The organism is Anabaenopsis sp. NIES-4685 (assembly GCF_059725405.1).
The window spans coordinates 3,662,346-3,674,739 of record NZ_AP043602.1 but is presented as its reverse complement, the minus strand read 5'-3'; the positions used below and the strand labels follow the sequence as shown (position 1 = coordinate 3,674,739).

The window sequence follows — 12,394 nt, the reverse complement described above, 5'->3', positions numbered from 1 at the left end:
CTATCCTAAATGTGGCGACCTGTTTTGTGAGAACACTAATGATTAGTAAAGCTTTTCTGGTGGGTTTAAGAGAACTAATGATGATTCCTACCACCTTGTTGGTCATAGGCATAAATACAACTGTGGGATATGCTCAAAACGAATTGTATAATCCTATTCCTATAACTCCCAGTACTGAACTGTCCGATACCCTTTCAGAAAAAGATATCCCCACGGGACAAGGTGGCTTTGGCCGGGATTATATAGTCAACCTGAATAAGGGTGATAAGCTAGTGATTGATTTGAATTCTGAGAGTTTTGATACCGTCATTACACTCTTGGGACCTAATGGAGCCACAGTGGCGGAAAATGATGATGGACCTGATGGTACTACCAATTCCTTACTGTTTACCCGCATTCAGGAAACAGGAAAGTATATTATCCGCGTCCGCTCCTTTGGGGAAACTGGGGTGGGACTTTTTGAACTGAAGGTAACAAAACTGCAAGCGGTGAAGTAATTAAAAAATCTTAAAAAATGGTGAGAACACAGAGAAATAAGGCTTCTGTCCACTCAACTACCGCGCCATAAGTATCTCCTGTGTGTCCGCCTAATTGATAATGGAACCATAAACCGGTCAGGAGAGCGATCGCACTTCCCACCCCGCTCATACTGAGGGCAAAAAATAGATACTTGCTATGGAATAAACTCATTAACACACTCAAGCTCAAGAGTAAAAACAGTCCTGGTAATAAATCGGGATATGAACGAATGGCTTGTTTGTGAAATGCGCCTTTACCAGTGGGTTTGAGGTAAGGATACCGGGCGATGGCGAGTTGTTGTCCCCAGCGTCCCCATCCACAAGCTGCCATCAGCACTAGGCAACGGTGGTCTAAAATATCCGTTAAAGCTGTGGTTTTGAGTAATATTACTGCCAGACCCGCCATAGCCCCAAAAGCCCCTGTAGCACTATCTGTCATCACTTCTAAGCGTTTTTCTGGGTTAGCCACCGCTAAACCATCAGCAGTATCCATGGCCCCATCTAAGTGCAATCCTCCAGTAATAGCAATCCAGATAACTACTACTAAAGCGCTACGAGTTAGTACTGGTATCCCCAGATGATTCATCGCGGTATCACATAGCCCTAAAACTCCGCCAATCATCACCCCTACCAGGGGGGCAAAATACGCTGCTCTGCGGAAGTCTAACCCATTGATATAAGGTAGAGGAATAGCTGTATAAAAAGTAATACTGGCAAATACATGAAAGAATAATCTTTTCCACCACTGAGGTTGATTCATCCTATTACTTAATATAAAGAATTAGATTTTGCATTCGGCAACTAATAAATTACCCTAGACTGTATTAGACATTAGCCCTCCAAAATTGATATTTTTTCAAAAGCAGGCCACAGGCTGTTCAAGTCACAGTTTCGCTTTTTTATACCTGACCTTTGCTTATCTCCTATTTTCCTATGAGTCACCATCTACCGCACACCAGGATACCAGCTCCGTGTATTGTTAATACGGGAATAATTGTAAATAAGCTTGATATGCGACGATTGCTGTCTGATTTAGGGCGAGTCCGCTATATCTACACCCAAGAAGGCTTACAGAGCGAGGGTGAGGGAGATGTGATGGAAGTTTTTGTTAATCCCCAAAGGTCTACAGTCGTTGCTAACTGTGCGCTTTACTTAAATCTTGATAGCTTTGATTACCTTGAACTTAAACAGTCCCCGCAACAACAAACTTACTTTGATTTGTTCCAAGAACATATGTGTTTACGGTCCATTCCCCTTTCGACTCCCTTACAAGAGCGAAAAGAACGCAACTTGAATTTCAACGCCATAGAAGCAATGATGGAGCAGGTTTTCTCCGCTAAATGGGATGCGGAAATTGACGATGATGGTTCCGACTCCTTTTGATTAGCATATACTCAAAAAATTGGTAATGGTTTATTTGTGAGTCCTTAAGTGTTCATGAAGAATCAATTGCCAGGATTTCGGGTTTTTGTTTATACATTTAGCGGAATAGCATTACTTTTACTTTGAGTCAAAATTTTTCTTTTCAATCCCTGGCTCAATGTAGCCAGACAAAAGCCAGGGCCGGGGTGTTTATGACCCCTCATGGATCTGTGGAAACCCCAAGATTTATGCCAGTGGGGACTCTGGCGAATGTCAAAACTGTTACCCCAGAACAGTTAATGAGTACTGGGGCGCAGATGATACTTTCTAATACTTATCATCTCCATCTGCAACCAGGGGAGAGAATTGTCGCTGGAGGTGGTGGGTTACACAAATTTATGGGCTGGAATCGACGAATGCTCACAGATTCCGGTGGGTTTCAAGTATTCAGCTTGAGCGAAATGCGGAAAATTTCTGAAGATGGTGTAACTTTTCGCTCACCTCATGATGGGCAAATTATTCATTTAACACCGGAACGCTCTATAGAGATCCAAAATACTCTAGGGGCTGATGTGATCATGGCTTTTGATGAATGTCCCCCTTATCCAGCTACCCGCGAAGATGTACAAGCGGCGACTCAGAGGACTTATCGTTGGCTAGAACGCTGTATTTCTTTTCATCAACGCAGTGATCAAGCTTTGTTTGGTATCGTCCAAGGTGGGGTGTATCTGGATTTACGCGTCCAAGCGGCTGAGGCTTTAGCTGAGTTGGATTTACCGGGATACGCTATTGGTGGTGTGAGTGTGGGAGAACCACCTGAACTCATGGCTGATATTGTGCGCACTACAGCGCCACTATTACCACCGGAAAAGCCTCGTTATTTGATGGGTGTGGGTACTTATCGGGAAATGGCTATTGCCATCGCTTCTGGTGTAGATTTATTTGATTGTGTGATTCCTACCCGTTGGGCGCGACACGGTACAGCAATTGTGCAAGGGGAACGCTGGAATTTAAAGAATGCTAAGTTTCGTGAAGATTATGCACCATTAGATGAAACTTGCTCTTGTTATGCTTGTCAAAATTTTAGCCGTGCTTACATCTCTCATTTAGTGCGATCGCAGGAAATATTAGGCTACACGTTGTTGAGTATTCACAACATTACGGAGTTAATTCGCTTTACCCAGAAGATTCGTGAAGCAATATTAAGCGATCGCTTTGCCAGGGAATTCGCACAATGGCTTAACTAGGGAGAAAATGGGGAATGGGAACCCAGGAAAGAATTTTGCTATCTAAAAATATTAAATACCCCATCCCCAAACCATGTTAAGATACACTTCAATTATGAAGTCTGTGTTAGATAGGTGGATTTAAACAAACATGGAAGCAGCATTGTTATTAGCCAAATTGCCTGAAGCTTACCAAATTTTCGATCCTTTGGTAGATGTTCTCCCCATTATTCCCGTCTTTTTCTTGTTGCTGGCGTTTGTATGGCAAGCAGCTGTTGGTTTCAGGTAAGCCAACCTATGACCAATTTTTGGGACAGGTATCCTACCTGTCCTATTTATTTGGCAGTTTTTTCTTTTCTAAACTTGATATCCCTTAGTATTTTGTAATATTTGGACAGAAATTAAGTAAGATAGTGTGGGCGCTCTATGCCAAAATCAGCTTTATAAAAAAACGCCTACAGTCAAAAAGGTATAAATAAGCCATGGGTAACATCAAATTTGTCAAAGAAAACCAAGAAGTAATAGCAGCGGATGGGGCTAATCTTCGGCTCAAAGCCATGCAAAATGGCATTGACATATATAAATTTATTGGTAAAATGACCAATTGCGGCGGCAATGGTCAGTGTGGCACCTGCATTGTGGAGATAGTCGAAGGAATAGAAAATCTTTCCCCCCGCACAGATGTAGAGAACCGCAAATTTAAGAAAAAACCTGATAATTACCGCCTGGCCTGTCAAACCCTAGTCAATGGACCTGTGAGTGTAGTCACCAAACCTTAACATTTAAATTTTCAGACCAACGCGACGTAAAAAAAATTTGAGGTAACACTGGCATCGATAATGCTATTCTAAAATTGTTCACTAAAAACTAAAATTAAAGAGAGGCTTTCTTGCTATGCAAGTGAATGACCTAGGGTTCGTAGCGAGCATTCTGTTCGTTCTAGTGCCCGCAGTGTTTTTAATAATTCTTTACATCCAAACTGCTAGCCGTGAAGGTGGAAAAGATTCTTGATATTTGTGCATAACACCAAGAACCCCAACACCACTGGTGCGGGGGTTCTTTATTGACCTGATGTTAGGCGACAGTCCGCGCCAACAACACAGGACAAGTTGCATGAACTCGAACATAGTCAGACAAAGAAGCACCGATGAGTCTGTCTATATCCACAAAACTCTTAGCCACGGATGGGCGGCGGTCTGGAGAACCGAGCAATAATAAATCTATATTTAACTCTTCTGCTATGCGGCAAATTTCTTCACCTGGTTTACCGCTACTAGTGAAACAACGAGTTTGTACACCGTACTTTTGCGCTTCAGCCACCGCCCATGCCAAATTGGAATTTTTATCTGGGGTAATTTCAGTGACCTGAGATTGTTTGGTACGTAAATCTGTAGTAATATTGGTTAAAATTAACTGACTACCGGGGATATCTCGTAACAAAAATAGCGCCAAACTTAAGCATTTTTTGGCTGGCTCGGAGTTATCCATGGCCACCATAACGCGCTTAATTCTCTTCACATAAATGTCGTCTTTGACCAGCAACATAGGGCGAGAAGATAGCTGGAAAACATACTGACTAACTGAATTAGATAAAATGGATTGTAGGCGTTTCAGTCCCCGTGAACCCATAATAATCAAGTCAGCATCAATTTCATCTGCTACCTGACAAACCAGGTCTTTGGGGTCACCTTGTCGCAGAATGGAAGACACCTGACTAGGGTCTAAATTGAGAGATTGAATAGCACTAGCTAAGATTTTACCGCCCTCTTCCCATTTATCTGTCATAGCAGCCGCAGTACTTTGGGAAGGTACAACATGGAGAACCGTCACTTTGGCAGATTTAATTGAGGGCATCTCTTTTAAGACTTTCAGCATTTCTTCTGCGTGGCCTAAGCCAGAAACTGCTAGTAAAATTCTTGCAATCATTGTTACTTCTCGCCGTTAAAGTTCCTATGGTGTTTACTCTTATTAGTTGGCTGAGTTGAACATTTCAACTTCAGCACAAACAACCTAGTCAGTAAGTCGGTACAAACTTTTAATTAATGACCATTGTCACTGGAAAAAGTGACAGATAGTTAATTAATCTTGAGTTTTTTGGCTCTGATTTACATAAATTTATACTAGGCTGGGTATAGTTTTAATTTAGCGTAATAAAGTTTATAAACTATTATCTTAGTTATTTTTTTTAATAATCTATGTTAATATTTCTCAACTATTGGCAATACTTAAGTATTGCCAATCATTTTCATATAACTATATATCTGGATTTGTCATCAGAATTTACCTACCATTTTTTAACTCAATTCAGGTATTGGGGGGAAATAATTAACCACAGATGAACACAGATGTAGACAAGTTAACTATCATATCAATTTGACCAAGGGTATGTTATGCCATCGGCTAACACACCCTTGTAGATGAGAAGAACTGCCGGGATGTCACTAAGCTGCATCTGGTAATAAACCAGTATGCTTGAGTAAAGACACTGTACTGGGTTGACGACCTCGGAAAGATTCAAACACCTTCATAGGATGTTGACTACCACCTAGAGCCAGTACCGTATCACGGTAACGTCTACCTGTGGCTTTTATCGCCTGTTCATCCTCTAAACCAGCTTCTTCAAAAGCGGCAAATGCGTCAGCACTCAATACCTCAGCCCACTTATAACTGTAATAACCTGCGGCATAACCCCCAGCAAAAATGTGTCCGAAGGCACATAAAAAAGCATCTTCTGGTAGTGGTGATAAAACTGTAGTAGTTTTGGCAATGCGATGACGCACATCTGCGGCTGTTTCCCCACTACCAGGCCGATAACGATAGTGTAGTTCTAAATCGACACTGCTAAAGTGAATTTGCCGCAACATCACACTACCACTCATATAGTTACGTGCTGCCAGGAGTTTTTGGTAATAATGCTCTGGTAGGGCTGCACCCGTTTGATAATGCTTTGCCATACCAAACAAAGTTGGTCGCTCATAGCACCAGTTTTCCATGAACTGACTGGGTAGTTCCACAGCATCCCATTCTACATTATTAATACCTGCGGCTCCAGTATAGTCTACTTTGGTGAGCATATGCTGCAAGCCATGGCCAAATTCATGAAATAAAGTTTCTACTTCATAGAAAGTCATCAAACTAGGCTTACCATCCACAGGAGGAGTTTGGTTACATACCAAATAGGCGACTGGTAAACGAATCGATGTCACACCATTCTCAGTTATTTTGCTGCGATTAATACATACATCCATCCAAGCACCACCGCGTTTTTCTGCCGGGCGGCTGTAGGGGTCTAGGTAGAAGTAAGCTAGGGGACTACCACTTTCATCAGCAATTTGGAAATAACGTACATTCTCATGCCAGACTGGGGCTTGACCATCGGCGGGAGTGACAGTGACACCAAACAACCGCTTCACCAGTCCAAATAAGCCATCTAAGACTTGGGGTAGGGGAAAATAAGGACGTAATTCTTCGGCGGTGAAGGCAAATTTTTCTTCCCGTTGACGTTCTGACCAGAAGCTGGTGTCCCAGTGTTGTAAATTCTCGGCTTCCGCTGCTTTCTTAGAGGAAGCAAAGGCTTTGAGTTCTTCTAAGTCTTTAACGGCAGCATCATAACTGGCTTGACGTAGTTCTTCTAATAGTGCCTCAACTGCTGTCACATTGGGAGCCATTTTACTGGCTAAACTCAACTCAGCATAATTTTCAAAGCCTAGTAATTTGGCTAATTCTTGGCGCAACTCCAAGGTACGCTCAATTAGCGCCTGATTATTTAACTCTCCGGATGAAGCACGAGTTATATAAGCTTTATAGAGTTTTTCCCGTAAATCTCGCCGGGTGCTGTGCTGCATGAATGGCCCATAGCTGGGAAAGTCTAAAGTAATCCGCCAAGGGCCATTTTCTGGGGTGGCGTTTTCATCTCCCGCATCACGGGCAGCCTGTGCTGCTAAACTCAATAAGCTATCGGGTAAGCCGTCAATTTCTGCTTTTTTAGTCAGGGTTAAGCTAAAGGCTTTAGTCGCATCTAGGACATGGTTTGAGAATTTGGTAGCTAGTTCTGCTAACTCCATTTGGATGGTGTTAAAACGCTCTCTCGCTTCTGGTTGTAAGCCCACACCGGAAAGTTCGGCATCTCTGATGGCGGCTTCTACAATTCGCTGTTGGGCTGATTCTAAGGTAGCCCAGTTCTCACTGGCGCGCAGTGCCTTGAGACCATTGTAAATTGATTGGCTTTGACCAAGCTTGTTAAGAAACTGTACTACTTGTGGTTGTACGCTTTCATATGCTGTCCTTAGTTCAGGGCTATTCTTGACACCCATTAAATGGCCAACTATGCCCCAAGTCCAGTTGAGCTGTTCTGTGAGCTTTTCTAGTGGTTCTACTAAGCCTTTCCAAGTAAGTTCGATATTAGTTTCTAAAATAGTTAGCTTCTGGTCAAGTTCGGCCAGTAGCTGCCCGAAGGCTGGTATTACTTGCTCTGGTTGAATGTCCTGAAAGGGGGGTAAGCCAGAACCTTTAAGTAAAGGGTTTTGAGAAATAGTTACATTTTCACTCATGGTTTTGTGTGAGTCACCTATCAATAAATCTCGTCATGTATTTTCTAATGTAGCGATCGCTGCGTGATTTAGCCGCAAGAAAATGCCAATATATTAACAAAATCTAAATTAAAGCTCAGTAAGCAACAAAAAACCTCAGCTTGGCAACTGAGGTTTCTGATTCACAGAAGTAAGAATGACGATTTAGATACAACAATACTAAGAAGCGAAATTTTAGCTCAAGTCCAAAGCAACTTGATTGATACTGATTTACTTAAAATGGTTTGAGGTATTTGCTAACTTATGTAAACAAGTGTAACGAATACTTTATAAAAAGTCAATAGAATTTACAAAAGAGTTAGAAACCTGGGAAGCATGGGGGAAAATTATCTCCATCTCTAGAGCTAGGGTCAATTCATGAATTGCCCATACCATATAAATACAGAAAATTTTGACCATATAATTACCTATGCGTGCAATGATTTTGGATGCGCCGCGCCAACCTCTACGCCTAGTTGAGTTACCAGTACCAAAACCCAATTCTGAGCAAGTGCTGATTCGTGTTCATGCCTGTGCTGTGTGTCGCACGGATTTACATATAGTAGATGGCGAATTAACTCATCCAAAACTACCTTTAATCCCAGGACATCAAATTGTCGGTACCGTTGAGGCCAAAGGTGATAGTGTTGTTAATTTTCATATCGGTCAACGTGTGGGTGTTCCTTGGCTCGGCCATACTTGTAATTACTGCCGTTACTGTGTTTCTAATCGTGAAAATCTTTGCGATTATGCTGAGTTTACGGGTTATAACTTAGATGGTGGTTATGCAGATTATACCGTAGCTGACCACCGTTTTTGTTTTACCCTAGACCCCAGCTATCCTGACTTACAAGCAGCACCTCTATTATGTGGTGGTTTAATTGGCTATCGCGCTTACAGCATGACTGGTGATGCTGAAAAACTGGGTTTTTATGGTTTTGGTTCATCTGCCCACATTTTGATTCAACTGGCTCGTTATCATGGCAGACAAGTTTTCGCCTTTACCCGTCCAGGAGATATTCAGGGACAAGAGTTTGCCCGTCAATTAGGTGCAACTTGGTCTGGAAATTCCAACATCTTACCGCCAGAACCCTTGGATGCAGCAATTATCTTTGCTCCTGTAGGAAAATTAGTTCCAGCTGCCTTGCGTGCAGTAGCTAAAGGTGGTATTGTTGTTTGTGCTGGTATTCACATGAGTGATATTCCGGCTTTTCCCTATGAAATCCTCTGGCAAGAAAGAGTTTTGCGATCGGTGGCGAATTTAACTCGCCAAGATGGAGAAGAATTTCTGGCTATAGCACCGAAAATCCCCATCCACACCGAAGTTAATTCTTTTCCTCTAGCTGAAGCAAATCAAGCTTTATATGCCCTACGTAGTGGCAAAATTACAGGTTCGGTTGTATTGGCAGTGAATTGATTACTCATTTCCCCACAGCTTTTTTAACTGCGGTCTGGGAGAGTTCAATCCAAAGGCTTAAGTTCAAACCCCCGCAAACCTTGAGGTTTTTCATACTCAAGCACAACATCTTTGACCACTGCAGCAGGTGGTCCAGTGTGACACCAGCGAACCATCTGTTCTACAACCACCCGCGCCCCTTCAAAAACTGCTTCTACACGGTTATCGGGAAGATTCCGCACCCAACCGGTTAATCCCAACTGAGTCGCTGTATCGACGGTAGCATAGCGATAGCCTACTCCTTGCACTCGACCGGAAATAAATACATGGGCGCGGACTATCTTGGGTAGTGGTGTAGGATTCGGCATAAACTGAATTGTCCCCCATTTAAACTATAACCTCAATAATTCTAACTCTTGTGGCATCGGCTTCTCCGCAGACCCCAACCTTGAAATGAGGTGCATTGTCAGCTTGTGGATCTATCCCACAAGGCTAGATGCTTGTATTGATTTAGTCCCTAGGGAGGCCGAATGAACCGAGAATCTCCATCATATGAGTGCGCGGAGTGTCAAGAAGATACTGATAATCTTTAAATATTTGTAAAAAGCGATAAGATTAGTCTAGTTTGTAGGATTCTCTCAGTTTAACTACAACTGCTGACCAATATTTAATCTGCTCACAGGTCAACTGTAAAATTTGAATAGATCATGTCTAACTTGCCGCCACTGAATACAGAAACTATCTGGGCTATTCTTGATGATAAAATTGGTGATGCCATAGTCAATCAATTAGTATGGCACTATTTAGGTTATCGCTATGACTCTTCAATTGCTAAATGGGATAACAGCGGAGTCACATCAGAATGGCGAGATGATTACCCAGAACCACCTGATTTCATTGATAGCCGCCCAGCAACGGTAAAATTAACTCGTGCCATTCCTAAAGACAATAAACAAATTTTGAAAGAAAAATTGGGTTTTAAAGGTTACAAAATTGGTGAATTTGGTCCCCGACAGACTCGCAGAGCAACGGCCGCGAATTGGTTATTAAGTTATTTGCAAGAAACTCAGGGTAGCATTGAGTAAATTTATGATAAAAATAAGAGTAAAAACCATGTTCTTGTGACAGTCCCCATGTATAACTCTGGTTTGATAACCATCTTACTTGTAGGTCAGGTATAGCTACGCCACCCAAGCTATGACTTTAAGAGCTGGATTTGGGTGTGGGAAGTTTCAGAAAATTTAAATTAATCATTTTTTTTTAATTCTCTCAAAAAATAAAAATAAAAAAATGATTTAATTGTTAAATTGCAGTGAGATATAGTAAAAACTGTACTATTGTATAAGTGTATCTAATCAGAGGGAATTGCACTGGTTAATCTTACTTCATATATGTAAAATGTTATGAATACCTATCAAGGTTGAGTGAAGAGTTTATTCATCATTGAGAAAGTATTCATATCAAGATTTGTTAATGAAATTAATAAATAATTTCATGGCGATCGCCATTGAATAGATTTTGTTTGCACCTTATAATCAGGGAGCCTGTTAATGAGGCTCCTTTTTTTTTGGAATGAGCAAGAAATCTCTATGAACCAGGGTGATGATACATAAATTCCCATAACTGTTCAACTACAAAATGGTGTTTATAACGAAAATGCGATCGCGCAATCAAGCTCATGGCTGAAAGTGATGAAAACACAACAATTGAGAACTAGTCCATTGATTTCGATTTCTCAAATATATGTATAATTAATTGCACACATAATTTTAACCGAGTAAGCTTATGTCTAAACCACTGTGGTGTGAGAGAGAATTACCCCAGTTTCCAGAAAACGGGTTTTTGAATTTATGCCCATTTTAAGGAATCAAATAGGATTTTGCCGGTTAAATTGAGAAATTAACAGACAAAACTCTTGGTTATTTGAAAAATCTGTAACTCAGTGTGGTGAATTTGATTTAAAATGGTATATAAACTTTCCCTCAGAGGATGTTTGAAAAATTTTGTGCGCATATAATTCGCTACTACACCCATGGTGAACTCAAGAAAAACTCAGCGTTTTCAATTCCCTATGCCTATTACCGTGTAATCAACGGACAGTGCAGTATTTTAAGCAAAGTGAGTCAATATCATGCTACTTAGTATGGCAATGGCTAGACGGCTGAAAATAATTGATCAACATCCTCTCAGGAGAATAGCAAAAATCACCAGTTTGGCTCTATGCACAATAAATTATTTAATACTAACATCAAGAACTCTCACGTATTATTAACGCCGAATGAAGTCAAAACAAAATTACCTTTAACTAAATTGGCTGAACAGAATGTTTGGCAATATAGACAGGAAATCAAAAATATCCTAGATTTCCAGGACAGCAGAAAATTCATTGTAGTTGGGCCATGCTCAATTCATGATCCAGAAGCAGCACTGGAATACGCCCAGAAATTGAAAGTTTTATCTGACAGAGTGAAGGATAAACTGCTACTCATTATGAGGGTGTACTTTGAAAAACCCCGCACTACCGTGGGATGGAAAGGATTGATTAATGATCCAGATATGGATGATTCTTTCCATGTAGAAAAAGGTTTATTAACTGCACGTAGCCTACTGCTAAAAATAGTAGAGTTGGGTTTACCAGCGGGTACAGAGGCACTAGATCCCATCATACCTCAATATATTAGTGAGTTGATCACATGGTCTGCCATTGGCGCACGAACTACTGAATCACAGACCCATCGTGAAATGGCTAGTGGACTTTCCATGCCTGTAGGGTTTAAAAATGGTACTGATGGTAATATTCAAGTCGCTTTAAATGCTTTACAGTCTGCTAAAAGTCCTCATAGTTTCTTAGGCATTAATCATAAAGGACAGGTTAGTGTATTTGAAACTAGAGGAAATCCCTATGGTCACGTTATTTTACGTGGTGGTAGTCAGCCTAACTTTGAAGCAGCAAATGTCAAACTGGTAGAAGAAAAATTAAAAGAGGCGGATTTATCACCAAGAATTGTCATCGACTGTAGCCATGGAAATACTAATAAAGATTACAAATTACAACCGAATGTATTAGAAGATGTGATTCAACAAATAGTTGATGGTAATACATCAATAGTAGGTGTAATGCTGGAATCAAACCTATATGAAGGTAATCAACCCATAACCGGTAAGCGAGAAGAGTTAAAGTATGGTGTTTCCGTAACCGATAAATGTATCAATTGGGATGAAACTGAAAAGATTATTTTGGCTGCTTACCAAAAACTGCATTAGTTGCTAGGGTAGGAGTTGACACAAGCAGTTGAAATATCGACATACCGGCCCATACAGCCA

General features: G+C 41.1%; 13 protein-coding genes. 9 read left to right on the top strand and 4 right to left on the bottom strand.

The window, feature by feature from the left end; translation table 11 throughout:
• The first annotated feature begins 38 nt into the window (after positions 1-38).
• Positions 39-497, top strand: coding sequence for a PPC domain-containing protein (locus AC6IZ0_RS15710; RefSeq protein ID WP_271731627.1), 459 nt, complete (start codon positions 39-41; stop codon positions 495-497).
• A 10-nt stretch (positions 498-507) separates the two neighbouring features.
• On the opposite strand, the gene cobS is transcribed toward AC6IZ0_RS15710, so the two are convergent.
• Positions 508-1,278, bottom strand: a complete 771-nt coding sequence (cobS, locus tag AC6IZ0_RS15705; RefSeq protein ID WP_497723788.1) for an adenosylcobinamide-GDP ribazoletransferase — start codon at positions 1,276-1,278, stop codon at positions 508-510.
• A 173-nt stretch (positions 1,279-1,451) separates the two neighbouring features.
• Here cobS and AC6IZ0_RS15700 point away from each other — a divergent pair, with 173 nt between their 5' ends.
• From AC6IZ0_RS15700 to psbM, 5 genes are all read left to right on the top strand, one after another.
• Positions 1,452-1,901, top strand: coding sequence for a hypothetical protein (locus tag AC6IZ0_RS15700; protein WP_497723787.1), 450 nt, complete (start codon positions 1,452-1,454; stop codon positions 1,899-1,901).
• A 122-nt stretch (positions 1,902-2,023) separates the two neighbouring features.
• Positions 2,024-3,127, top strand: coding sequence for a tRNA guanosine(34) transglycosylase Tgt (tgt, locus tag AC6IZ0_RS15695; RefSeq protein ID WP_497723786.1), 1,104 nt, complete (start codon positions 2,024-2,026; stop codon positions 3,125-3,127).
• A gap of 130 nt (positions 3,128-3,257) precedes the next feature.
• Positions 3,258-3,395 carry a photosystem II reaction center protein K gene (locus AC6IZ0_RS15690; protein WP_010995059.1) on the top strand — a complete coding sequence of 46 codons (138 nt, stop codon included), beginning with the start codon at positions 3,258-3,260 and terminating at the stop codon, positions 3,393-3,395.
• Positions 3,396-3,588: 193 nt separating this feature from the next.
• Entirely contained in the window at positions 3,589-3,885 is a 297-nt protein-coding gene (locus AC6IZ0_RS15685; RefSeq protein ID WP_271731635.1) for a 2Fe-2S iron-sulfur cluster-binding protein, read from the top strand.
• 115 nt (positions 3,886-4,000) lie between these two features.
• Entirely contained in the window at positions 4,001-4,117 is a 117-nt protein-coding gene (gene psbM / locus AC6IZ0_RS15680; protein WP_271731637.1) for a photosystem II reaction center protein PsbM, read from the top strand.
• A 63-nt stretch (positions 4,118-4,180) separates the two neighbouring features.
• On the opposite strand, the gene AC6IZ0_RS15675 is transcribed toward psbM, so the two are convergent.
• Together AC6IZ0_RS15675 and AC6IZ0_RS15670 are read right to left on the bottom strand one after the other, a co-directional pair.
• Positions 4,181-5,032, bottom strand: a complete 852-nt coding sequence (locus AC6IZ0_RS15675) for a universal stress protein (RefSeq protein ID WP_271731638.1) — start codon at positions 5,030-5,032, stop codon at positions 4,181-4,183.
• 515 nt (positions 5,033-5,547) lie between these two features.
• Complete coding sequence (locus tag AC6IZ0_RS15670; protein WP_497723783.1) at positions 5,548-7,656, bottom strand: M3 family metallopeptidase; 2,109 nt, start codon at positions 7,654-7,656, stop codon at positions 5,548-5,550.
• Positions 7,657-8,104: 448 nt separating this feature from the next.
• On the opposite strand from AC6IZ0_RS15670, the gene AC6IZ0_RS15665 reads away from it, so the two are divergent.
• Complete coding sequence (locus AC6IZ0_RS15665) at positions 8,105-9,091, top strand: zinc-dependent alcohol dehydrogenase family protein (RefSeq protein WP_497723782.1); 987 nt, start codon at positions 8,105-8,107, stop codon at positions 9,089-9,091.
• Positions 9,092-9,135: 44 nt separating this feature from the next.
• Here AC6IZ0_RS15665 and AC6IZ0_RS15660 read toward each other — a convergent pair whose 3' ends face one another.
• The gene (locus AC6IZ0_RS15660) at positions 9,136-9,438 is read right to left on the bottom strand and encodes an acylphosphatase (protein WP_497723781.1); all 303 of its coding nucleotides are present in this window, start codon (positions 9,436-9,438) and stop codon (positions 9,136-9,138) included.
• Positions 9,439-9,777: 339 nt separating this feature from the next.
• Here AC6IZ0_RS15660 and AC6IZ0_RS15655 point away from each other — a divergent pair, with 339 nt between their 5' ends.
• A complete protein-coding gene (locus tag AC6IZ0_RS15655) occupies positions 9,778-10,155 on the top strand; it encodes a DUF1823 family protein (RefSeq protein ID WP_497723780.1) in 378 nt (125 codons plus the stop codon).
• Positions 10,156-11,290: 1,135 nt separating this feature from the next.
• Positions 11,291-12,334: a 3-deoxy-7-phosphoheptulonate synthase gene (locus tag AC6IZ0_RS15650; protein WP_271731646.1), complete on the top strand. Its 1,044-nt coding sequence runs from the start codon at positions 11,291-11,293 to the stop codon at positions 12,332-12,334.
• The last annotated feature ends 60 nt before the right edge of the window (positions 12,335-12,394 follow it).